This window comes from Alteromonas sp. 5NW40-0090 (genome assembly GCF_057552975.1).
Genome location: NZ_BAAJLT010000013.1, coordinates 26,403 through 50,621, shown reverse-complemented (window position 1 = coordinate 50,621; position 24,219 = coordinate 26,403). Strand labels below are relative to the sequence as shown.

Annotated in this window: 21 protein-coding genes; 11 read left to right on the top strand and 10 right to left on the bottom strand. The window is 46.0% G+C overall.

The genetic code is table 11. The features are described 5' to 3' along the window. The first annotated feature begins 85 nt into the window (after positions 1–85). The 4 genes from AC27KT_RS16065 to AC27KT_RS16050 all read left to right on the top strand — a co-directional run bounded on the left by AC27KT_RS16065 (position 86) and on the right by AC27KT_RS16050 (position 4,420). Positions 86–739 carry a TetR/AcrR family transcriptional regulator gene (locus AC27KT_RS16065; protein WP_487131629.1) on the top strand — a complete coding sequence of 218 codons (654 nt, stop codon included), beginning with the start codon at positions 86–88 and terminating at the stop codon, positions 737–739. Between the two features lie 138 nt (positions 740–877). Next, a complete protein-coding gene (locus tag AC27KT_RS16060) occupies positions 878–1,891 on the top strand; it encodes an aspartate carbamoyltransferase (protein WP_487131627.1) in 1,014 nt (337 codons plus the stop codon). A gap of 4 nt (positions 1,892–1,895) precedes the next feature. Next, positions 1,896–3,176 carry a glutamate-1-semialdehyde 2,1-aminomutase gene (gene hemL / locus AC27KT_RS16055; RefSeq protein WP_423078762.1) on the top strand — a complete coding sequence of 427 codons (1,281 nt, stop codon included), beginning with the start codon at positions 1,896–1,898 and terminating at the stop codon, positions 3,174–3,176. A gap of 167 nt (positions 3,177–3,343) precedes the next feature. Further along, complete coding sequence (locus AC27KT_RS16050; protein WP_487131624.1) at positions 3,344–4,420, top strand: adenylate/guanylate cyclase domain-containing protein; 1,077 nt, start codon at positions 3,344–3,346, stop codon at positions 4,418–4,420. A gap of 87 nt (positions 4,421–4,507) precedes the next feature. Here AC27KT_RS16050 and AC27KT_RS16045 read toward each other — a convergent pair whose 3' ends face one another. From AC27KT_RS16045 to glnK, 4 genes are all read right to left on the bottom strand, one after another. Next, positions 4,508–5,434 carry a Dyp-type peroxidase gene (locus AC27KT_RS16045; RefSeq protein WP_487131622.1) on the bottom strand — a complete coding sequence of 309 codons (927 nt, stop codon included), beginning with the start codon at positions 5,432–5,434 and terminating at the stop codon, positions 4,508–4,510. A gap of 184 nt (positions 5,435–5,618) precedes the next feature. Then, positions 5,619–7,310, bottom strand: a complete 1,692-nt coding sequence (gene ggt, locus AC27KT_RS16040; RefSeq protein WP_487131620.1) for a gamma-glutamyltransferase — start codon at positions 7,308–7,310, stop codon at positions 5,619–5,621. 221 nt (positions 7,311–7,531) lie between these two features. Then, complete coding sequence (locus tag AC27KT_RS16035) at positions 7,532–8,779, bottom strand: ammonium transporter (protein ID WP_014948004.1); 1,248 nt, start codon at positions 8,777–8,779, stop codon at positions 7,532–7,534. A gap of 32 nt (positions 8,780–8,811) precedes the next feature. Then, the gene (glnK, locus tag AC27KT_RS16030; RefSeq protein ID WP_012516988.1) at positions 8,812–9,150 is read right to left on the bottom strand and encodes a P-II family nitrogen regulator; all 339 of its coding nucleotides are present in this window, start codon (positions 9,148–9,150) and stop codon (positions 8,812–8,814) included. A gap of 242 nt (positions 9,151–9,392) precedes the next feature. Here glnK and AC27KT_RS16025 point away from each other — a divergent pair, with 242 nt between their 5' ends. After that, on the top strand, positions 9,393–10,247 hold the full coding sequence (locus tag AC27KT_RS16025; protein ID WP_487131618.1) for a hypothetical protein: 855 nt from the start codon (positions 9,393–9,395) through the stop codon (positions 10,245–10,247). A gap of 49 nt (positions 10,248–10,296) precedes the next feature. On the opposite strand, the gene AC27KT_RS16020 is transcribed toward AC27KT_RS16025, so the two are convergent. Further along, on the bottom strand, positions 10,297–11,016 hold the full coding sequence (locus AC27KT_RS16020; RefSeq protein ID WP_014978100.1) for an AraC family transcriptional regulator: 720 nt from the start codon (positions 11,014–11,016) through the stop codon (positions 10,297–10,299). Between the two features lie 388 nt (positions 11,017–11,404). Between AC27KT_RS16020 and AC27KT_RS16015 the strand changes: the two genes are divergently transcribed. Together AC27KT_RS16015 and AC27KT_RS16010 are read left to right on the top strand one after the other, a co-directional pair. Next, positions 11,405–12,328: a DUF808 domain-containing protein gene (locus AC27KT_RS16015; RefSeq protein WP_487131615.1), complete on the top strand. Its 924-nt coding sequence runs from the start codon at positions 11,405–11,407 to the stop codon at positions 12,326–12,328. Between the two features lie 372 nt (positions 12,329–12,700). Beyond that, a complete protein-coding gene (locus tag AC27KT_RS16010) occupies positions 12,701–12,985 on the top strand; it encodes a hypothetical protein (protein WP_487131613.1) in 285 nt (94 codons plus the stop codon). Positions 12,986–13,252: 267 nt separating this feature from the next. On the opposite strand, the gene mrcB is transcribed toward AC27KT_RS16010, so the two are convergent. After that, positions 13,253–15,604, bottom strand: coding sequence for a penicillin-binding protein 1B (gene mrcB / locus AC27KT_RS16005; RefSeq protein WP_487131611.1), 2,352 nt, complete (start codon positions 15,602–15,604; stop codon positions 13,253–13,255). A gap of 267 nt (positions 15,605–15,871) precedes the next feature. On the opposite strand from mrcB, the gene AC27KT_RS16000 reads away from it, so the two are divergent. Continuing rightward, on the top strand, positions 15,872–17,158 hold the full coding sequence (locus AC27KT_RS16000; RefSeq protein ID WP_487131609.1) for a lytic murein transglycosylase: 1,287 nt from the start codon (positions 15,872–15,874) through the stop codon (positions 17,156–17,158). Positions 17,159–17,246: 88 nt separating this feature from the next. On the opposite strand, the gene AC27KT_RS15995 is transcribed toward AC27KT_RS16000, so the two are convergent. After that, positions 17,247–18,059 carry a DUF4198 domain-containing protein gene (locus AC27KT_RS15995; RefSeq protein ID WP_487131607.1) on the bottom strand — a complete coding sequence of 271 codons (813 nt, stop codon included), beginning with the start codon at positions 18,057–18,059 and terminating at the stop codon, positions 17,247–17,249. Between the two features lie 195 nt (positions 18,060–18,254). After that, on the bottom strand, positions 18,255–20,951 hold the full coding sequence (gene hrpB / locus AC27KT_RS15990) for an ATP-dependent helicase HrpB (protein ID WP_487131605.1): 2,697 nt from the start codon (positions 20,949–20,951) through the stop codon (positions 18,255–18,257). Positions 20,952–21,107: 156 nt separating this feature from the next. Here hrpB and thpR point away from each other — a divergent pair, with 156 nt between their 5' ends. Both thpR and purU read left to right on the top strand, forming a co-directional pair. After that, positions 21,108–21,761, top strand: a complete 654-nt coding sequence (thpR, locus tag AC27KT_RS15985; protein ID WP_487131603.1) for an RNA 2',3'-cyclic phosphodiesterase — start codon at positions 21,108–21,110, stop codon at positions 21,759–21,761. Between the two features lie 185 nt (positions 21,762–21,946). Further along, on the top strand, positions 21,947–22,801 hold the full coding sequence (gene purU, locus AC27KT_RS15980; RefSeq protein WP_487131601.1) for a formyltetrahydrofolate deformylase: 855 nt from the start codon (positions 21,947–21,949) through the stop codon (positions 22,799–22,801). Positions 22,802–22,878: 77 nt separating this feature from the next. Here the strand turns inward: purU and AC27KT_RS15975 are convergent, their stop codons facing one another. Further along, positions 22,879–23,319 carry a hypothetical protein gene (locus tag AC27KT_RS15975; protein WP_487131599.1) on the bottom strand — a complete coding sequence of 147 codons (441 nt, stop codon included), beginning with the start codon at positions 23,317–23,319 and terminating at the stop codon, positions 22,879–22,881. A 148-nt stretch (positions 23,320–23,467) separates the two neighbouring features. Beyond that, positions 23,468–23,986, bottom strand: coding sequence for a YgjV family protein (locus AC27KT_RS15970; protein WP_014947990.1), 519 nt, complete (start codon positions 23,984–23,986; stop codon positions 23,468–23,470). Between AC27KT_RS15970 and AC27KT_RS15965 the strand changes: the two genes are divergently transcribed. Then, positions 23,985–24,170 (top strand): hypothetical protein, encoded by a 186-nt coding sequence (locus tag AC27KT_RS15965; RefSeq protein ID WP_487131596.1) that lies wholly within the window; start codon positions 23,985–23,987, stop codon positions 24,168–24,170. The genes AC27KT_RS15970 and AC27KT_RS15965 overlap by 2 nt on opposite strands. Positions 24,171–24,219: the final 49 nt, after the last annotated feature.

Below are 24,219 nucleotides of genomic sequence, written 5' to 3'. Positions count from 1 at the left end.
GCATACTTATTGTGCTATGCTAGTATATAAATACTAGACCGTCCAGTTTGATATTTAAATATTCTGCAATAAAGCGAGAACACACGTGGCAACCAACAAAAAGCAAGGCCGTCCTAAAAGTGAAGAGAAATACCACCTTGTATTGCACGCAGCGTCTTGCCTGTTTTTAAAAGAAGGGTTTGCAAATACGTCAATGGACACTGTGGCTAAAGCGTCGGGCGTGTCAAAACAGACCGTTTACTCTCATTTTGAGAGCAAAGATACACTTTTTAAAGCTGCCATATCCTCTAAATGCAGATCTTATCAACTCGATACTCAACAACTCATTGATGCCACTTCCGGCTCACTTTCACTGTTTGAGTGCTTACAAAAAGTGGGGTGCCAGTTTGTTCGTTTACTACAAGACCCTGAAGCCATCGCCATATTCCGCGTGATTATCGCCGAAGCAGTAAACAGCCCGCACGTAGCTACGCTTTTTTATCAAGCCGGCCCTGAAGCATCGCTCGCTACACTGAGTTCAGTCATTGAGAAGTTTGGACAAGGCAGCCTGAATGCTAAGGTTGCACAGCAACTTGCTGTGGACTTTTGTGCACTATTAAAGGGTGAGTATCACACCATGATGCTATGCGGCATACAGTCTCCACTGAAAGACGAAGAGATCACAGCGCACGTAAATAGCGCAGCTGAAAAGATTCTTTTGCTTTTCACTCACTATACCGAGCAAAGCGGCAAACACTGATGCTTCTTGCAAATCATAACTGACGTTTTTCAGTCGCCCATTCTTTGCAAAACGTGATACAAGATTAACCTTGTCCTAATGACTTAATATCAGCGGTATTATAAACTAGCGCCGTTTTCGTTGATGATTGAGAAGCGCATGTCTGACTTTACCGGTAACCACATTCTTTCGGTTAATCAATTCGATCGCGACGCCATTGAGAAAGTCTTCTCAGTCGCCAATTCCATGCAACCTTATGCCAAGCGACAAAAGCGCACGACTGTATTAGACGGCGCTATTCTCGGTAATCTTTTCTTTGAGCCTAGCACGCGTACTCGGGTTAGTTTTGGTACCGCATTCAATCTTTTAGGTGGCGAAGTAAGAGAAACCACCGGCATGTCTAGCTCTGCGCTGGCTAAAGGTGAGTCATTGTACGACACAGCACGCGTGCTGAGCGGCTATTCCGACATTATTGCAATGCGACACCCTGCGGCGGGTTCAGTGGCAGAGTTTGCCGAAGGTAGTCGTGTACCTGTTATCAACGGTGGTGATGGTGCAAACGAACACCCAACCCAAGCATTGTTGGACTTGTTCACGATTAAACGTGAACTCGAATACAATGGCCACGGCATCGACGGGTTGCACATCGCCATGATTGGTGATTTGCGATATGGCCGAACAGTACACTCATTATCTCGCTTGTTATGTTTGTTTAAAAACATTCGCTTCACGCTCATTTCGCCGAAAGAGCTGGCCATGCCTCAACCAATTATTGACGCAATAGAAAACGCAGGACATCAACTTACTATCACGGACACGCTCGAAGGAAATATGGATGCGGATATATGCTATCAAACACGTATCCAAGAAGAGCGCTTCCCCTCTCAAGAAGAAGCGAACAAATACCGAGGTAAGTTCCGTTTAAACCAGTCAATCTACACGAAACATTTTCAGTCGAAGACCGTTATCATGCATCCACTTCCCCGTGATTCACGTATGGAAGCCAACGAATTAGATAACGATCTAAACCTTAATCCAAACCTCGCCATTTTTAGGCAAACCGACAATGGTGTGCTTGTTAGAATGGCTTTGTTTGCGCTTACTCTGGGTGTAGAAAACCTTCTCACTAAGTATGAGCGTGACGTAGTTTGGTACAGCAATAAGAGTAAGTAATTACATGCAGAAATCTGAAGCCCTATTTACCCGCGCCCAAAAAACCATTCCTGGTGGCGTAAACTCACCTGTTCGCGCATTTAAAGCAGTAGGCGGTACACCCCGCTTCATTACCAAAGCTGACGGTGCTTATATGTGGGATGCGGATGGCAAACAATACATCGACTACATCCAGTCTTGGGGTCCGATGGTATTAGGACACAACAACGCGAAAATTCGTGAAGCAGTGATTGAGGCATCATATAGCGGCCTCTCGTTTGGCGCGCCTACAGAAGCTGAAGTGATTATGGCCGAACTTGTCAGCGAATTAGTTCCCTCAATGGAAATGGTTCGCATGGTCAACTCCGGCACAGAAGCCACCATGTCAGCCATTCGTTTGGCTCGTGGCTACACAAGCAGAAACAAAATTGTAAAATTTGAAGGTTGCTATCACGGCCATGCAGACTCGCTGCTGGTAAAAGCGGGCTCTGGAGCGTTAACGCTAGGTGTACCAAGCTCACCAGGTGTCCCTGCTAATGTGGCCGAGCATACGCTAACGGTTGAATACAATAATCTAGATAGCGTTCGAGAGATCTTTGAAGCCCACGGCGATGATATCGCCTGCATTATCGTTGAACCAGTAGCTGGCAACATGAACTGCATTCCTCCTGTAGAGGGGTTCCTTGAAGGGCTTCGCGCTATCTGCGACGAGTACGGCAGCGTACTTATTTTTGATGAAGTTATGACAGGGTTTCGTGTCTCCCGTGGCGGCGCACAAGAGCGCTACAAGGTTAAACCCGACTTAACCTGTCTAGGTAAGGTGATTGGCGGTGGGATGCCAGTGGGCTGTTTCGGTGGTCGCCGCGACATCATTACTCACATCGCGCCAACAGGACCTATCTACCAAGCGGGTACGCTTTCAGGCAACCCGGTTGCCATGGCCGCAGGTCTTGCTGCATTAACCCAAATTAAACAGCCTGGCCTTTACGACTCTATCTTTGAGAATACACAAAAGCTCGTTGATGGGTTCCAAGCGCTTGCTGACAAACACAATATTAGCCTAACTACTAATATTGCCGGCAGTATGTTTGGGATATTCTTTACAGACGTAGAGAAGGTCACTAACTATAAGCAGGCGATTAACTGTAATACAGAGCAATTCAACAAGTTCTATCACGGTATGCTAGAGCAAGGCGTTTATTTAGCACCTGCATCTTATGAAGCGGGCTTTGTCTCTAAAGCGCACAATGCAGAGGTCATTGAAAAAACTCTTGCTGCAGCAGATAAAGTGTTCTCAACCCTATAAATTAATTGCCCTTTACCGTTAATCCAAGCTCGGCGCTAACACGCTTTGTAAATGTAATCAAAAGTAATGTGTTAACGCCGAATCTTCTTTTATACTTTCTCGGTAGCATGAGTTTCGACTAACTTTGTGCTGTTTTTTATGTGGGAAATTGAAAGGTTTGATTAACAATGGATTGGCAAACAAGCGCGCTTGGCGCACTTACTGTTTATAGCGCTGTTGTCAGCGTTCTTTATGTCCGGCGCAGCAGGCGCTTCAAATATCGACTAAGAAAAGCCCTTTCACGCAACACCAGTAAGTATGAAGCCACGCTTCAGGCTGCAGATGAGGCTCGGTTTCAGGCTGCCGCCGACGAAGCCTTGAAGCTCACTCAAACTTTTCAAAAGTTTGTACCCCGCCAATTCGTTGAGCACATGGCTACGACTGATGTAGATTCACTAGAGCTTGGCTACGCAGCCGAAAACGATGTCGCCATCATGTTTTGTGATATTCGTGGCTTTGCTGGTTTTTCCGAGAGTATTACCCCGCAAGAACTGATGAATTTTCTGAATTCATATTTCACGCGAATGAATGACCCTATCCACCAAAACCGAGGCTTTATTGATAAGTTTATGGGCGACGGCATAATGGCCCTGTTCGACCACCAGGGCGGAACCCCTAAGCAAAAAGCATTGGATGCAGTTCAAGCGGCATTAGATTTACGCAAAGCGTTAACCATCTATAACGGGCACAGAAAAAATTGTGACTATGAACCTATAAATATGGGTATAGGTATTCACTTCGGCCAAGTCATTATGGGAACCGTTGGCTCAGAAGATAGGATGGATACCACGGTGATAGGTGATAGTGTCAACATCGCATCTCGGTTAGAAGCCCTAACGCCTAAGTATCAGGCCGATATAATCGTAAGCGCTCAAGTACTTCAAATAATAGGGCCTGGCTTTCCTATCAAAACCCGACTACTTGACTGGGTGAGGGTAAAAGGGCGAAAAGCGCCTATAGAGATTTATGAAATTCTTAGCCATCTCCCCGAGCATGAACAAGATAAAAAACTTGCCGTGCAAACGAAGATCGCAGCGGGCCTGGCGTGTAGAATTAATCAGCAGTGGGAAGAGTCTATCGCGTACTTTGAAACAGCGCTAGCGATTAGCCCTAATGACTCTCTTGTACATCACCATATTGATGTGTGCCGAATTTATAGAAATTTAGACCTTGCGCCTGATTGGGACGGCGCTTTGGTTCTCTAGCGTTTATAAAACCGACTTTTTTCGTCGGTCAACTGGGTGTTGAAGCATTTTCTTCTTCCGATGAAGGTCTGCTCTTATTCAATACTCTTAGTTTTCTGAGAGCTTTGCCTGGCGACGAATAAAGCTGATCGAAGGAGCAAAAAACGCAGCACCTGTTTCAGCACTGGTAAAGTCCAGCCATCTGTCATAATCGCCTTCACCGTTGCCGTATATTTGGCTGTGGAGCATCTGTTTAAATGGCCGCGCACTGGCACTACAGCTTACAAAGAATAAGCCTTGAGAGGCCATATCACCGTATGGCATGCCTTGCTTAATTAGCCTTGGTTCGTCGCCATCGGGCGCAACAGTGCTTGCCCTAACACAATGCGAAGATTCAGACTGTTCGCTACTTACCAAATTATGCTCTTGAGTTGTGCCCATCACTTGTTCTTGCTGACGGCTTGAAAGACTATTCCAGCGCCTTAAATCATGGCGATAGCGTTGTATGTGAACATAGCTGCCACCGCTAAAATCAGGGTCATCTTCGCCAATAATCCCGACTTGTCTACGCTTCATGCCACGTGGATTATCTGCGCCATAAAGAAAACCATTGAGGTCTCGGCCATCTAAGTACCTAAACCCTCTTATCTGCTCCACCAGTTCTACATGAATACGCAACAAATCCATCACTTCAATGCCAACCGCATGGCAAATATCCAGCCTATCAGCGCGAATTTGAATGAAGAGATCGCAAGGCATGGTGGGGGCACTTCTATCATCACACTGCATATCAGGAAAAGGGGCAAGCTCAACAGGTATCAAACCGGGGTATACCTCTGCCCAGTAACCGGTGCCAATAGCGACAACGCCGGTTACCATGGCTTCGTAGTGCTCATTCTCAAAATGCTCGAATATATCCAGCACGCGAGATAGTTTGGCGCGTACGGCTTGGCTATCGTCATCAATGACGTTCAGTAATAAATACTGTGCATGTAAATTTGGCTCAGCGCAGAGGCCTTTTTGTGGTTGTGTCATTGCCGCTCTTGTTGTTATTAACGCCCTGTTCTGACGTTTCGCTGCTGGCGATCATTCGCCGCGCTTTGTTGTGCGAACCTTATCGTAAAGTGTAGCGGCTGCTTCAAACTTTGAAACCCTTTAAAGCGAAGCAGCAAACGGGGGAACAAATTAGCTCCGCCGCCTATTATTTACACTAGTGTGCTTAATAGCCCGCGGCTTGTCCATCTTTTCGCGTTTCTGAAGCGCCAAAATAGACACCTTTCTGCTCGTCCCAAGCAATGGCCTGATAGCCACCGAACGCGCCTACCACACGTTGAAGCTTATGTCCCCGCTCCATGAGCTCTCGCTGAACGGTTTCGCTGAACCCTGACTCTAAGCTCACATAGCCGCCATCAGTCATTAACGCGCCCGTTGGGCTACTCGACCCACTGTGCAGTATACGTGGAGCATCCCCCGCTTCCTGCAAATTCATTCCAAAGTCGAGAATGTTTACAATAATTTGTGCATGCATTTGAGGCTGAGTTCCACCGCCCATCACGCCAAAGCTCATCACTGGCTTACCGTTTCTGGTTACAAAAGCCGGGATAATGGTGTGAAATGGACGCTTTCCCGGGCGATATTCATTAAAGTGCCCTTCTTCAAGGGTAAACATCTCGCCTCTATTTTGAAGAATAAAACCTAGCCCTGGAGGTGTCATGCCTGAGCCCATTCCGCGATAGTTACTTTGAATTAAAGACACCATATTGCCCTCTTTGTCAGCAACGGTCAGATAAATGGTATCTCCTTCATAAATACCCGCATCAACGCGATTCGCTGCGCGTTCATTATCTATGAGTTTCTGACGCTTAGCGGCGTACTCTTTCGAAGTTAACCAGTCGACTGGAATATCGTTGAAGTCTGGATCCGCATAGAACTTAGCGCGATCTTCAAAGGCGAGCTTCTTGGCTTCAACAAAGGTATGGATGTAGTCTGCTGAGTTAAACCCCATTCCTTCGATATCATAGTGCTCAAGCACATTGAGAATCTGTAGTGCGGCTATGCCTTGTCCGTTAGGCGGAAGTTCCCACACATCATACCCACGATAGTTAGCGGAAACGGGCTGTACCCACTCAGAGGTATGTGATGACAAATCCTGGTATGACAAAAAGCCGCCCTGGGACTTCATGTAGGCATCAATAGTGCGTGCGATATCGCCCTTATAAAAAGCATCTCGCCCGCCTGTTGCAATCTTTTCATAGGTCACGGCTAACCCAGGGTTTTTAAAAACATCGCCTTTTTGCGGTACTTTACCGTCGATAAGAAAAGTCTCTGCGAAGCCGTCATAGTGACCAATTCGCTCTTGATTCATCTGCCAGTAATAGGCAATGACTTCTGAAACAGGAAACCCCTCACGGGCATATTTGATAGATGGCGTAAGCAGCGCAGACATGGGCAGCTTGCCAAATTTTTCGTGTAGTGCAAACCAGCCATCTACAGCGCCAGGTACAGAAACGGGTAGCGGACCAAATTTTGGAATTTGATGCAAACCACGCTCGGCAAACACCGCTTTGGTTAACTGTCTGGGTGAACGGCCAGAAGCGTTTAAGCCGACTAGCTTCTCTTCTTTTGCATCCCACACAATGGCAAATAGGTCGCCGCCAATACCGCTGCCTGTAGGCTCAACTAAACCTAACATGGCATTGGCTGCAATAGCTGCATCAACTGCACTGCCGCCTTGTTTTAAAATATCCAACGCCACTTGCGTAGCTAATGGTTGGCTCGTTGCTGCCATGCCGTTCTTTGCAATAACTTCTGAGCGACTTGCAAAGGGATGCCCCGTTATTCTGTCATATCCCAAACAATTAATACTGAAAAAAGCCAATATCAAAGGTAGGAGTCGCACACTTACAGTCATAACTATCCTTTTACAAAAATGTTGCCGTCGATAAATCTAGCCGAAGCCTTTTAAAACATAGTGTAGCGTTATTGTCACATTACGCCTAGGCTCTTTTTCTAAGTGTAGTAATGGTCTTAAAACACATTGCATGAAACGAAAAAAGCCCCGCATTAGCGGGGCTTAAACGAAGTAATAAGGCATTATTGTTATTGTTGTTTCGTTGCCTAATCGAGACTCTCTTACGAACGGCTGCTTGTGAAGTCTGGGTATGCTTCCAAACCACATTCGCTCATGTCTACGCCGTCGAATTCTTCTTCTTCGCTCACACGTACACCCATAACCGCTTTAATCACTAGCCATACCACTAGGCTCACTACGAATACCCATACAAAGATAGTCGCTGCACCAATTAGCTGACCAGAGATGCTTGAACCATCGTTAGTGAAAGGTACAAGGATAAGACCTAGAAGACCTACCACACCGTGAACTGAAATTGCGCCCACTGGATCGTCAATCTTAAGCTTGTCTAGAGCAACAATGCTAAGCACGACTAAAATACCACCAAGGCCGCCGAACAGAGTAGCTTGTAGTGGTGTAGGTGTTGAAGGCTCTGCTGTAATAGCTACAAGACCTGCCAGCGCACCGTTAAGAACCATAGTTAGGTCAGCTTTACCGAATAGAATGCGTGCTACGATAAGTGCAGCAATTGCACCACCAGCAGCTGCAGCATTTGTGTTCATAAATACAATAGCTACTGAGTTCGCACTTTCAACAGTTGCTGTAGCCAGTACTGAACCGCCGTTGAAGCCAAACCAACCCATCCAAAGGATGAATGTACCTAACGTTGCAAGCGGTAAGTTTGCACCTGGAATCGCGTTTACTTTACCGTCAGCTGTGTATTTACCCTTACGAGCACCAAGCACAAGAACACCAGCAAGAGCAGCAGCTGCACCAGCCATGTGAACAATACCTGAACCTGCAAAGTCAGAGAAGCCAAGGTCGCCAAGCGTATACATACCGAATACTGCTTCGCCGCCCCATGTCCAAGCACCTTCCATTGGGTAGATGAAGCCCGTCATAACAACTGCGAACGCTAGGAATGCCCAAAGCTTCATACGCTCAGCTACCGCACCAGATACGATAGACATTGCTGTTGCAACAAATACTACTTGGAAGAAGAAGTCAGCAGAAGGTGCATAGGTTGCTGGCTCTTCAGCGACTCCTGTTGCGCCATCAGCCATGATACCGCTTAGGAATGGACCCCAGTCGCCGCCACCGTACATAATGCCGTAACCGCAAATCATGTACATAGTGCAAGCAATAGCGAATAGTGCCACGTTTTTAGTTAGGATTTCTGTGGTGTTTTTCGCTCGAACAAGACCAGCTTCAAGCATCGCAAAACCTGCAGCCATCCACATAACTAGTGCACCGCAGATTAGAAAATAAAAGGTATCTAGCGCATACCCAAGTTCAAAAGTGATTTCCATTATGGTTTTCTCCGCAAATATATCGTTATGGCTTACAGCGCGTCGCTATCCGACTCACCAGTTCGAATACGAACGGCGTGTTCGAGGTCGTAAACAAACACTTTGCCGTCTCCAATTTTGCCTGTTTTGGCAGCGCCAACGATGGCTTCTACCAGGCGTTCTACTTGATCATCCTGAACAGCAATTTCCAGTTTGACTTTAGGTAGAAAATCCACCTGATATTCCGCTCCGCGGTAAAGTTCAGTGTGTCCTTTTTGACGTCCAAAACCTTTCACTTCGGTAACGGTCAATCCGTCAATACCGATTTCTGAAATGGCTTCGCGAACGTCATCTAGCTTGAACGGCTTGATGATCGCTGTAACTAGTTTCATGAGTTGCTCCCAGTTTATTTTGGTTATTCTGTGATTTATGGTCGTGTTTCCAACTACGGGAAGATAAACCAAGAGCCATGCCACAAATTATTAGCTAAACAAATCAAATACATACAAGCAGATGCCTCATGAACGCACAAAAATAATGCACACTAATGGTGCACTGTTAAAAATTTGCCCAATTTTGAAGCGGTATGAGGTTGCGGTAAGGTGAGAGGACTAAAAAGTGCGATGAAATTAGGATGGAACTATTCGATTGGGCCCATGGTCTGTTGTTTACTATGACGACTATCACCCCATCTTTCTTTGCGCCTGAGCGCAGCATTGAACACCATTCCGTTGCAAAGAAAACGGCGTGGCGCCCAGTATTAATCTCGGGCTGTGCACATGTGTTTGGGGTCATCGTAGTGGTCATACTTTCTCAAATGGGCATCAACAACCATAAAGCACGAGTAAATGTTTTGGAGCGAACGCCAGAGATAAGTGCGAGGCTGTATTTCCCCCCTACTCCACGCCTTCCCATTCAAGCTAAACCACAGGAAACTAAACCCCTTGAAAGTTCCTCTGAAAGGCAAGAAGTAGAGTTTAAGCCTGACGCAACCAAATCCACTGAAGCACCTGATAGTAAGAATAAAATTGTGGAAAGCACTGCGCCCAAGCAGCAGAAAGACACGGAGTCAGATACACAGCAGGTACTCGATGAAAATAAGCCATCAAATACGCCACCAACGCCTACCCTTTCAAAAGATGCCAATAGGCGCGCTGGCTCATTGAATCTGTCAGCAAAAGATGGCGCGGCTCTTTACTTTGAAAAGTATCACAGTGACAAAGTTGCTGAAGACGCTGAACAAGCAGCAAAAGCATTTCAAGAGCGTAAAAATAGCCCGGTGCTCAGCGGGCCAAGCACACAGCAAATACAAGCCAAAGAAAATCGACGCCCTTCTAAACGGGTAAATTGCAGCAGCACCACCAATAAAACCTTGGCGATATTAAGTGGTTTTACAGGTGGAACCTTAGAATGCACCAAAATGGACGACCACAAACGTTTTATAGACGCTAGAGTCAATAAACCTCCTAAAGACGAAGATATTAACTAGTTGTCTCTATCAACGATTTACCGTCATGTGAGGTAAGCCCTTATCACAGTCACTTTCTTTTGAAAAACTTAGGGGGGCGCCCGAAATACGCTTTGAACCGGCGACTGAATGCTGCAACATCTTCATACCCTGTTAGCTGAGCTATACCCAACATTGGTGTATCCGTATTTCTAAGTAGTGCTTTGGCCTTTTCCATCCTCACTTTTACAAGGTAATCTCGTAAACTATGCCCGGTGGCTTCTTTAAAGCGTGTTTTGAATTGCGTTGTTCCCATGCAGGCTATCCGTGCTAACTCCACCTGCGTAAAGCCTCGGGCAAGGTCGCGATGAATATGGCTTAATACAGGAGTCATTCGCTTATCCATACCACATCCTTTCAAGGATGTTTCTAGCAAGGTTAAAAATAGCGCCAATATTTCTTCATGGCCTTGGTCAGCAAACTGGCTAATTTGAATCTCTACAAACGATAAAAACGCCTGTAATGCTGACGTTACCTGAAATATCGGGTGCAACCTGTCATTTAAATTAACTGGCACATACTCCAAGTCCGCCACAATAAATTTTGACAGTTCGTTAGCGCTAAAATAATGGACCTCATTCGGCGCTATGCATACGCCCTCCCCTACGCCTACTCGCCCGCTAAAATTATCGATCTCTATCAAGATATGTCCGTTGATGGGCAGCACTAACTGAAAGTAGTTGTGTTTATGGCGGCACGTTTGCTTCGTATATGAGCGTACGGATAGCGATGGAATTGGGCTGTCAGTCATTTTATTGCTCCCAACAGTCCATATAAGGTAGTACTGATCTTTTGCTTAACTCACCGTTTATTTGCATCTATTTCCTTGCCGTTAACTCAGTACTCTCTGCCGTTAGATTAAGCACTTTTATTCATTTTGTCACAAATACATGCAATATTTGATACGCCTAGAAAGGCGTCGAACACTACTTTTAAGGATAAGTAAAGGGTTGAAATAAAACAATTACTGAAAATAAATGAATGCCAACAGTCACCACATTTTTTCCACCGACGGCGCCATTAAAAACTGTGATTTATCGGCTTTATTCCTGATTGTATATCACCCATGTTTTAAGTACGCTAAGCTGCTATTTACTGGGGATTACTCTAACTGTAATACATAACAAAGGATATTCGACGTGGCCGCAGCTAACTTACTTGCCCTACTTGATGATATAGCAACGTTAATGGACGACATCGCAACCATGTCGAAAGTCGCTGCGCAAAAAACAGCGGGCGTTTTGGGCGACGATTTAGCGGTAAACGCCGACCAGGTTCAAGGCGTTAAAGCAGACCGAGAGCTACCTGTTGTATGGGCAGTAGCAAAGGGCTCACTTATTAATAAAGCAATATTGGTTCCTGCGGCATTAGCCATAAGTGCTTTTGTTCCCTCACTTATAACCGTCCTTTTGGTACTAGGCGGGTTATATTTATGTTTTGAAGGTGCGGAAAAACTGCTGCACAAATACCTTCCCCACGAAGATGAAGAAAAAACACGAGAAGCCAGAATAGAAGCGCTTACCCACGAAGATGTGGATATGGTGGCGTTTGAGAAAGATAAAATTAAAGGCGCTATACGCACGGACTTTATACTGTCTGCTGAAATTATTGTAATTGCATTAGGCACAGTGACCGATGCAACACTTACTACGCAAATTGGTGTACTAGTAGCACTAAGCTTAGCGATTACCCTTGGCGTTTACGGGCTGGTAGCGGCGCTAGTTAAAATGGACGATGTTGGGCTTTACATGCTTCGCAAGTCGTTAACAGGTTCAATGAACACCCTTCAAAGATTTATTGGCAGAGCGCTATTGGTCGCCGCCCCCGCACTAATGAAAACCCTTGCGGTTGTAGGCACTGTTGCTATGTTTTTAGTCGGTGGTGGCATCCTCACACACAGCATTGGCTTTTTGCACGTTGTTACCGACTGGTTTACCGCACTTATCCCTAACGCATCGCTGGTTATGTCTATACTTGCTGATGGTGTTGTTGGTATTGCTGCTGGTGTGATAATAGCGCTAGTAGTGACAATGGTTTCACAATTTAGAAGTAAAGCGTCCTAGACCTAATCTCTCTTGTTTACATTGGCGGCGCTGCTCTTTTTTATAGACTAGCGCCCCTATTTTCGACCTTTCTCATGGTAACCAGTGTCGCCGCGCGAATGTCAAAAACGTTGCGTTAGTCATTTTGACCACCTCTACATTAAATTCGCTAAATTTTAGTATTTCTTTAATTCTTCAATTCCACCTTTATTTTTTAATAAAAGTTAAAATACATTAAATTCATACACTTACCTTATTTTAACGAGTTGGCACATCCCTCGCTATAAACTAATTGTTAATTGATAACGACTTATTATCGAAACCTTTAGCAACATGATAGCTGCCACGCAGTATGTTCAAGTGCAGTGTCTAACTTAATTTTTGGAGATTACTATGTTTATCGGTCGCAAAACTTTCACTGCACTAACTTTAGCAACTAGCGTATTGTGCGCATCAGCGTTCGCTGACGACACTCAAAACAATATTGTTTCGCATACAGATTTTATCGTTGAAAGCGCCATGCACGACGTAAAGCAGAACTTGGACCTAGGCGTGACTTATGACGTGTTAACTGCAAGTCATACGTTTGAGCCAGAAGTAGAAGAAGCAAATGCATTGGTTGCTGACATCACTATTACGCCGATTGAGCCTGTCAGCTCAGACGATAACGACGCATAAGGAGAATGCACATGTTAACCGCCGCAACCCTATTTATGGTGGTACTCGGTCCGGTTATTGCGTTTGTAGTCAGTGCGCTGGTGTTTTCAACAGCGCGCCTATTCCTTCAGAAAGGTCACTGAAAACGCAATAAAAACAAATAGGAACCTAACCGACTACCGCTAAAAAATTTGCCTTCCCTGGGCCTTTTACTCCAGAGGGAGATAGAAAGCACTGACAGTATCCCAGCCAAGTGATTGTGTTTTCTATCTTCTTACTGGAGTTTTTTTATCCGAATATGCGTTCCCACCAGCTTTTTTCATCTTTATCGCTATTTTCATCTACAGGACGGCCTGAGCAGTCTTGCTGGGGTGGAGGAAGCACATCCAAAATAGCAGGTACGCTTAAACTGCCTGCACACCCTGCGACCACAACCGCACCTGTCTTGGCGTCAAAGTGTGCGATACCTAAGCCTTTGGGGAAACGCCTTGATAATGACTTGGGCGACTGAGACTTCATATAGTTTACAAAGACGGGCAAAGCGCCACCTGCACCGGTTAAATTAACCGGTTGGTTATCGTCATTGCCGACCCAAACCGTGACCACATTGTTTCTATCAAAGCCGCTAAACCAGCTATCACGATAATCGTCTGTGGTGCCCGTTTTGCCAGCCATATTCACATTGCCAAAATTCCAGCCGATACGCTTCGCAGTACCTTCGGTGGTTACTTTATACAAGGCATAGTTGAGTAAATAGGTCGCCGCTTCATCGGTGCGCTGTGCAAAAAACTCCGCCTTTTTCCAAAGCAGCGCGTTATCTGCTGTTACTACAGAAGTCACCGTATGAAGAGGGATATAACGCCCATCGTTCGATAAGGTTTGATACATTTGATTGGTGCTAAACGGTGTTAGTTCGAAGGCGCCAAGGGTCAACGACGGTACTTTGTCGACCGGAGTGGTAACCCCCAAACGCTCAATGGTATCGGCCAACGCATCAAGCCCTATCTGCATGCCCAAATTGACTGTTGGCACGTTCAAAGATTCAACTAGCCCTTGAAGTAAGGGCACTTGGCCTCTGAATTCTTTATCGTAGTTTTGCGGCGACCACGTGTTTCCATTTCGACTTTCAAGGGTAATGGGTTCGTCTTTAAGCGGTGTTGCCAAGTTAAATTGTGTTGGATCTTCTAGCGCGGTTAAGTAAACCGCAGGTTTAATCAACGAGCCTATTGGACGTTTTGCGTCTAGCGCTCGATTGAAGCCTTTAAACGCAAAGTTCTTTCCGCCTACAATAGCACGTACTTCACCACTTGCGCTGTCGGTGACTACCATTGCACCCTGCAATGGCACTTTCCTGTCTTTTTGCAAACCGTCTAATGTGCCTGACAATGCATTTTCAGCGCGGCGCTGGGCTACGATATCAAGTGTTGTGAACACTTTTACGCCCGAGTCTCTTAAGCTAGGCTCAGCCAGAATTTCATTGAGTTCCCGACGAACCTGCTCCATGAAAGCCGGATGTTTACCGCTTGCTAAGCTTGCACCACTGGCAAGCCCTAACGGCATATTCACAAAGCGTTCGTAGTCTTGACGACTAATTTCATTTTCATCAAACAGCATGCGCAACACTAAATCACGACGTTCTTTCGTGCGCTCGGCATATTTGCGGGGGTTGTAATAGGATGGCCCCTTGATTATGGCAACCAACGTGGCTATCTCTGGTGTACTTAACTCGTTAGCTGGTCGGTCAAAATAGAAGTAGCTGGCAAGGCCAAAACCATGTACGGCCATATCACCATTTTGCCCTAAGAACACTTCGTTTAAGTACGCTTCAATAATTTCTGATTTGCTATAACGGGCATCAATGATCACCGCCATAATGGCTTCTTTAGCCTTACGCACAATGGAACGCTCTCGGGTTAAAAACATGTTTTTAACCAGCTGCTGCGTTAGCGTACTGCCGCCTTGAACCGTTCGCCCGGCTGCAATGTTGGCCATTAGAGCCCGTAATATTGAAAGCGGCGCAACACCGTGGTGATTATAAAAATTGCGGTCTTCCACCAGGGTTAGCGCTTTCGGCAACATTTCAGGAATGGTGTCTAACGTTACCAGCATGCGGTCTTCTTGCGAACCGCTTGTCATGCGCGTTACTAACCAAGGTTCAAGCTTAACCGAACCGAAAGGTCGACTTTGAGACTTATCATAAATCTCACCAATGCGCGCACCTTCCCACGTTATTACCAAGTGGCGCAATGGCTCTGCACCTTCAGGAAACTGAAACGCCCGGCGCTGAACTGTCAGCACTTTATTTTGATAACTGTACTCGCCGCTACTGTCAGCAAAAGTCACCTTGCGGTAACCCAGCAAATTGAGCTCATCAATGACTTCTTGGGGCGTTATCTCTTCACCCTTGCTGACTTCCAACGGACGAGCGAAGATCTGTGCAGGCACTTCCCATTTATTTCCAGAGAACGCATGCTTAATTTGGGCGTCAAGGTAGAAGGCATACGCCCCAAGCACAACCAAGCCAATAAGAGTGACTCGCCAAAACAGTTTGAAAAACCACGAGCGCTTGGCCGAGCCTTTGCCATTGCTTGATGCTTTACTTTTTGAAGATGGATTGTCTTTTGTCTGTCTTTTTGCCACGTGAAAACGCCATGAAGATCATTGAGGATTACATCGCACATATTGCGATATGGATTTAACGAACGCCTTTAAAACGTTAGTTACATTAGTATTAACATTATCATTCGGGCCGCCTCTCAACAACTGTTTCCAAATATGCACACTCCGAATTTGTATACTTCTAAAACGTCCCATCGCGATAATATGTTGAAGGACTAAAATGAATTTTACTCGCGTTTCACGGTCACAATGCGATAGCATGCTGGCAAGTAACACAGGAACCGTACTATGCGCTTAGCTTCATTTAAGTCTTCTTTTTTCTCTACTCGTTCGCCTAAAGGGGCCAAGACTTACGCCTCATTTCTTCGACCGTCACTTCGCGCCTCTATTGCGCTGCTTCTCGCGGGTGCGACAATGAGTTCAGCGCTAGCCAATGAACAATTCGCTAGCTGCACCGCAGCGCTTGCTGATAAAGCCAAGCAGGAAGGGGTTAGCCAGCAGACTATCGATGATGTGTTTCCTCGTCTTGTTCACCAAGATCGTGTGATTGAGCTAGACCGAAGCCAACCAGAATTTGTACAAACCTTTCCAGGGTACTTCAGCAAGCGCGTTACCGACTGGCGTACCGAAAAAGGTAAAGAGATGTATGCAAAGCACGACAAGCTTTTGCACAAGCTAAGTGAAAAATACGGCGTGCCTCCTCATTATCTGCTTGCTTTTTGGGGGCTAGAAACAAACTTTGGCTCTTACAAAGGCAAAATGCCGGTACTCGATTCACTTGCCACTTTGGCTTGTGATAAACGAAGAAGTACCTACTTCACCCAAGAATTTCTTGTTGCTGTGAAATTGATGGAGCGAGAGAAGCTGCAAAAAGAAGACATGATTGGCTCGTGGGCCGGTGCAATGGGGCACACCCAATTTATGCCTTCGGCCTATACCCACTACGCTATTGATGGCGATGGCGACGGACAAATAAACTTGTGGGCAAGTGAAGAAGATGCGTTGTCTTCTGCGGCAAACTTCCTTGCCAACTTGGGTTGGGAGCGCAGCTTCCGCTGGGGTCGTGAAGTGCAACTGCCTGAGAACTTTGACTATCAAGAGTCAGGCTATAAAAATAGAAAATCTCTCAGTGAATGGCACGCCCAAGGCGTGAAAAAAGCTGACGGTTCTGAATTGGGCGAAGGCGATACTACCGCCTATGTTATTGTGCCTGCTGGTCACAACGGCCCCGCCTTTATCGCCTACAAAAACTTCCGCGTTATTATGCGCTGGAACAACTCAGAGTTTTATGCCATTGCCGTTGGCGTATTGGCCGACCGCATTGCTGGCGCATCCGGTATTAAAGCCACTTTGCCTGACCTGCCTGCGTACAATCGCAAAGATATTATTGCCCTTCAAAGCAAGCTAAATGATTTAGGCTTTGATGTGGGTAAGCCAGACGGCATTATTGGCCCCGCCACGCGAGAAGGCATTCGCAACTACCAAATTAGCAATAATATGATTGCAGATGGGTTTCCGGGTCTGGAAGTGATGGCTGCACTTAATATAGACCTGGCAAGCAAAGCTAACTCTTGATCTTGATTAAAACAGCGCCCTTTCAGGGGCGCATTAATCATTTGGTATTTTCAGTAATCGGTAAGGTAAAAACCGTTCAGCTTATTGGTTACTGAACGTATTCAAACGTTAGGCTTGAAAAGTAGGTTTCGAAATCTGCTGCCGAACTATTTGTAAGTGGGACTCCCCAAACTGTATTCAGAATTACAGGTCCTTCGACGTCGAATTTGAATGTTGCCTTGCCCTCACTATCAGTTTTAACCGCTTGCTCTTTAGCGCTGTGATCAACCAAGGAATACAAATCAATAAGCGCGTTACTCAGAGGCTTACCTTTAAATAATACCTGAACAGATAGCGTGTTTCCTGCAAGCTTGTAAGGATGTTCAAGGGGCACTATTTCCAATGTGTGGCCAATGGGTGTTAACACGTTGTTCGTTACCGCATCACCAACTTGTACAATGGTTTTCGCCTTTCTAGAGTACAGCTCTTTACCGGCGATATCGTTTTGTCCCCTCGCCTCGCGGTGCGCCAACACCTCAGTTAAGCCCTCTTCTTTTGCATACTGATTAAACTTCTTCGCTTTTAATGTGCTTGTGGCGTGATAGCTTTCAAACCCTATAACGTGGGTACCGGGTGAGAGCTTTGTTGTTTTTGCCATGCCGGGAAGCATTGAGGTTTTAGGTATAACACTGGCAGCCATATCAGTCACACCGTCAAAAGAGTAGGTGCGCAACGCGACTATTCTATCCCATGCAAGGTTCCAATGAGACGTATCTTCCTTATGACCCACTTTAAACTGCAATGCCAGCGAACTCGGCTCTTTAGAGCGATAGGCTGTGGGTTCTAGCCAAAAATCATGAGCTTGTACGTTAATTGAAGTAACAAACAAAAAAGCAGCGGTAGCAATACAAGGTAGTTTCATCGCGTCGTTTAACCCGTAAATAAGAGTAAGATTACATACTCCAACTTAGCGCAAGTTTCCGCGTACGACCACTGTCGTAAAAAACATACTGTGTACGAAACTGGCATATAAGAAAAAGGCGTATAGATACTACTCTTGTTTTAAATTAAACAAAAATCACTTGGAAACGGTGGGACGTATAGCCGTATCGGTTCTCTACATATGCTTTTTTGTCTTGCTGGTCGGCAATGCATTTGCGGGGTCATCTGGCCAAAAGTGCTTTGGATAGCGCCCCTTCATTTCTTTTTGTATTTCCTTATAACTGCCTTGCCAAAATGCCGCTAAATCACTGGTGGTTTGTAATGGCCTTCCTGCTGGCGACAACAGTTCGCACACAACCGTAACTCGCCCACCCGCTACCGTTAATGGCGTGCTTTGAGAATACAATTCTGGCATTTTGACAGACAGCACCACATCCCCATTATCGCGGTAATCCAGGCTAGCCTCTCTGCCCGTTGGGATAGTCACGTGAGTTGGCAAGAGCGTGGCTAACGCATCTTGCTGGGGCCAAGACAAACCATTATTCAAGGCTGTTTTCCACGGTAACTGCTTGAGATTTTTTATGCTTTTACAGTTTTTTAAGACAGGCGCTAAACTGTCTTTGGCCTGGTGCACCAGGGCGCTTAATGACAACGGCCAGGGGTCGGGCTCATCGAAGGCTTTTTCTTGTGGTAAATTGAGCATTCCTGCCATGGACACTCTTCGCCACCATTGCCAGTCTGCATCAGAAAGTGGCCAGCTTGATAGAGGAATTGCATCAAGATAGGCGAACCATGCGTTGCATAACGCATCATCCCAGAATGCTTTTTCACGACTTTTTTCCTGTCCAGAAACCGGTGTGCTGTTTAACGTTATCTCATAAAAGCCCGTACTTAGTCTGGCTTCCATTACCCCAGTATCGCTGTTTAGAATAACGCTACGCTTTTCTTTGAACGCGTCAGGGAACGCTAAACGCAACCAGCTTTCAGGTACAGGCTGTGCCAAACGTATTGCCACCGTACTTTTTATCAGCTGCCCGTCAAGCACTGCTAGCCATGGTCCATCGCCATTTTCGCTCTCATTTAAAACGGACGCACTGCCAGCAGCAGTGAGCTCTGCACCTTTGCCACTTGCCAGTTTGTATTCGACTATACTGGTCTTAGGCTTACCCTTTGTTGTATTCGAGCTCTCTGCTGATTTATCTGACGCATTGCGCCTATAGCCCACCTGCAAAGGAAATGCGATAGCGATACAAAGCCCAAGCGCTTGCTCATCTAGTTCGTTAATATCAGGCTTAAAGCATTGTGCTTTTCCATCATTATTTTGCACGTAGCGCGCATAACGGGTAGCTTGCTGTGTAAGCTGACTGCGCGTGTTGCTATTGGCGTTTAGCAGCGCATCCATGACATTTGTTGCACCACCCACACTGATATTACTTTCGCTAAGGGCCACAACAAAAGGTGCGGCGTAGCGAAGCGCATCGTTGTCAGGTGCGCTAAGCCCCTCAATGCCTTGTTTAACGGTCAGCAATAAATGGGCTAAATGGGGCTGACAGGGTAACTGGGCCAGCGCTCTTCCATAGGGAGTAATGCTGAATTCTGAGATAGCCTTAACCCGCTGAAGCTTTTGTTGTGCGACCTGCTGCTGCGCTTGTGTAGGCTTCGTCAACAATGCCAAGGTATCTGGGCTACTGCCCCAGGCTAAGGTATCAAGCAAAAAGCTACTTAAGTCTTCTTTTTCAATTTGCGCCGCATTGTGTTTGGCCAAACGCTCGAAGCTGCTTTTGCTACACAAACGATAGCAGGTTCCGGCCATTACACGCCCCGCGCGCCCTGCTCTTTGAATGGCGGATGCTTGCGAAATACGCTGCTGGGTAAGCGCAGTTATGTCACTGGACGGATGATACTGAGCACTGTTTTCCCACAGGCTATCGATAACCACCGTTACGCCTTCGATGGTTAAACTTGTCTCTGCAATATTGGTAGATAATATGATTTTTCGTCTGCCTTGCGGGTCTGGCGTAATAGCGGCTTGTTGCACTGATTTGCTAAGCGCCCCATAGAGCATGTGAACGGCCATGTCCGCACTCTCAGCTAACCCTTTTATTTCTTTGGCTATAGCATTAATGCTTCCTCGCCCCGGAAGGAAAACCAAAATATCACCGTCGTGTTCGCCTACTGCCTGCTTTATAATATTGCAGGTTCTGGGTACTAACTCATGCGCCTGCACATCTTGTGTGTAGCGGATGTCAACGGGAAACATGCGCCCTTGCGTATTCAAGTTCACTACTGGCAGTACGCTATGCGTATTGAGCAACGTTTGAAGGGGTGCTACATCCAAGGTAGCCGACATTACGACTAATCGTAAGTCATCGCGAAGCCCCGACTGTACTTCAAGCGCTAGTGCCAAACCAAAGTCACTGTGAATACTGCGTTCATGAAATTCATCGAAGACAATAGCGGCTACCCCATCAAGCTCAGGGTCTTGCTGAATCATGCGAGTCAGCACCCCTTCGGTTATGATCTCAAGCCGAGTGGCAGGCGATGTTTTCGACTCCCCCTTAATACGATAGCCAACCGTTTCGCCCACATTTTCATTTAATTGCCTCGCTAAATAGTCCGCAAGGTTTCTCACCACCACGCGCCGTGGCTGCATAAGTAATATTTTTCCTTTAAGCGATGATTTCAGCAGTGACAAAGGAAGTACGGTGGACTTTCCCGCACCCGGAGGCGCCCCTATGATGACGTTGCTAGCGGCTACAGCTTCTTCAAGCGACGTAACGAGTTCATAAGCGGGTAAGTGAGAAAACGGCTGTAACATAAAGGGCATAAAGGTGTTATAAGTTGATGGGTATAGTGTACCTGATTTGATCAATGCACCCGAACATCACTGCTATTTTTTTAAATTTGGCAAATAGCTCAACACTTGCGTGTTGTTTTGGAAATCGCAGGTAGCGTCATGATAAACTTAGGTTTGTATAGACATTAACGGGATGTACAAGCGAAAGGGCAAATTTGAAGGAGGAAAGCTATGCGAAGCTTTATTGGTTTAGATCTTAGCGCCACAGAAAAACTTGCTCTAGATAGCTGGCGCCAACAGGCATTGCCTGAAGTTATGCCCCGTCAATGGGTAAAAAGCGAGCCTAATCGTTCTCGAAAGTCGTCCCGTAAGCGCTACGAGCACACCAGTAACCAAGGGCCCGCGCAACCGTACGCAGTGCCGGCAGCGAACTTCCACATTACGCTTAGTTTTTTAGGTGAGATAAATCACCGGCAGCACGACGCACTGGTGTATGAACTCGATCAGCTTGTGAGCGAACCCTTTTCGCTAACCCTCGATGCAACGGGATTATGGAACGGCCCTAAAATACTCTTCGCTTCGCCGACAGATGCGCCAAAGGCGCTAGGTGAACTTGCCAAATTGTCGCGAAAAGCAGCCCGCAAGGCGGCAATAGAGGTAGAAAGCAGAGAGTATAAGCCTCACGTTACGCTTGTTAGAAAGGCTACGCCGAGCTTGCCTCTTCCCCTCTACAGCCCCAATGTAGACGTTCACGTTTCGGCATTTCACCTTTTTGAGTCTGTCTCTACACCGCAAGGGGTGGTCTACCCTATCCGTCAGTCTTGGCCGTTAAAACACAATATGTCGGTAAGAGAAAAGCTGCGCCGAGGGATAACCGACGAGTAAAGGCAAACGCAATACCGTGCTAACTCGGGGAAACCGATGTTCATTTGACTTGCGCCTTTTCAGCTTAAGACCTCGTGTGATTATGAGTTATAGCAATTTAAGCTGGTTTAAAGTACCGCGTCGCCTTTACAACGCATGGCGGCACAGGTAAAAAGAAAGCCTGTTTTTTTATTCAAACTGCCCAAATGCAACAAACATTTAGATTAGTAATAGACTGCCCAGACCAAATTGGGCTCGTTGCCAGCGTGTCGCAATTTTTGGCCGACCATAACGCTACCATCGTTGAAGCAAGCCATCACACTGACTTACAAACCGGCCGCTTTTTCATGCGCCATGAAATTAGCACCGACTCGCTAAAGTTAGATCATCAAAGCTTTGTTAAAGAATTCACACCGCTTGCTAACGAATATCAGATGAACTGGAAGCTGAGCGACTCCAGCAAAAAACAGCGCGTCGCTCTGCTTGCCAGCCTTGAGTCTCACTGTTTAGTTGACCTGCTTCACCGCTGGCACACAGGCGAACTACACTGTGATATTCCAGTTATTATTGGTAACCACCCGCAAATGAAACAGTTTGCAGATTGGTACAAAGTTCCTTTCCATTGGGTAGACTTTAAAGCGTTAGGAAAAGAGGCCGCTTTTGCGCAAATCACGACCTTACTTCAAGAATACAAAATTGATTTGACCGTGCTTGCCCGCTTTATGCAGATTTTACCTGATAGGCTTTGCCAAGAGTTGCAAGGTAAAGCCATTAACATTCACCACAGCTTCTTGCCGAGCTTTGCAGGTGCTAAGCCATACCAGCAAGCCTATGATCGCGGCGTAAAGTTAATCGGCGCAACCTGTCACTACGTTACAAAAGATTTAGATGAAGGCCCTATTATTGAGCAAAGCGTAAAACGTATCAGTCATAGCGACAGCGCAGCTGACATGGTGCGCAAAGGTAAAGACTGTGAAGTAACGGCATTAGCTCATGGCGTGCGCTACCATTTAGAAGACCGCGTAATTATCCACAGAAACAAAACCGTGGTATTTGCGTAAGCTTTTACAATTACCTAATAAAAAAGCCCGACAGTAAAATTACTCTCGGGCTTTGATTTGGTCGAGTCTCGCTTTATCTAGACATTCTTTTTTACGTTGTTAAATCCATCATCACCAAGCAGTTCTTGAAGTCTCGCTTTTATTACGGCTTCCTTATGAGGATAGTGAAAGTCAAACCCTTTACCGTTGCCGCTTTCCAAAATGACTCCAAGGTAATGGTGAGAAAAATTAAGCGCATAGATAGTATTGGCGTTCACCCTGAGGGGCTGGCGACCAAGTCCCTGAAAAAAGTGAAACACCACAAAATCACCATCTTTTTCTATCAATTTTTCAATGGGATATCTATTGCCGAAGCGCCTGTTTCTTAAATAAGAGAAAAAGCCAATACATAGCCCTACACTACCTAGGGTAGCCGCTAGTTTAACTTCACCTTCTGCAGTGATATTTAAAATAAAAAGAGCCAGTAGAAATGCTGGAACACCAAGAAATAGTGCCTTGTCGATGGGTTTGCGTTGCATCGTTTTCCCTGTGAAATTTTGATTCCCTTTAAAGACGCAATAAATCACAAAGCGGCTATGGTTTCAATACAAGCAACGGTTTCAATACGTCCACTTTCTTGTCATTAGGTTAGTGCAGTTATCGGTCTGACATGAACTACTTTATGCTTCAAACAGGGCTGGTACGCATGGCACGTCTTAGCTTCATGTAATACCACAGGTTCGAGGCTGCAAACAGGGCTTCAGTAATGGCTAATCCCCACGTTTGCGTAATTATTCCGTACGCAGTGAAGTTGATAGAGCCAATAATCATGCATACCCTTAAACCCGCTTCCTTGCAGTGAAGTTCGCCAAACCGGTATGCCATAAAAGTTAACACCGGCATAGCTTCAACTAACGATGTTTTACCGGTTAGGTTATTCACCGTCAGCACAATAACCATCATAGAGATTAATGTAATGTAGGTTGCCACAGGAGACAGAAGTTTTTGTTTTATTAAACGATAACTGGTACTCAGCCCCGCCACCGTAATTACTACGGCTCCTCCCCACGCTTGCTCGAAAACCAAAAGTGAGCCAATAGCAATACATAACCCTAAATTCAGTAGCAGTAATTTACGTTCAGTGTTCGACCAAAAGGAGGCCAAAGCGAATGCAACGGGAAACGCGTGAAGAAGTAATTCAAACATGATGATCACAGTAAAAAAGTCATTGGTTTACGAGCTGCGGAAGACAGCTATTCAGAACGCGCGCAGTGTAATTTCCAACCAGCATAAAGCCAATCAAAATTTGACCAATTTCGACGAATTGCATATCAGCGCGATTTCTCTTCAAACCGCTGCGCTGCAAGGAATTACGTTAAAGAGCATTTAACTTATTTTTACATTATCTTAAGATGGTTTTTGTCATAAAACGTATAGAT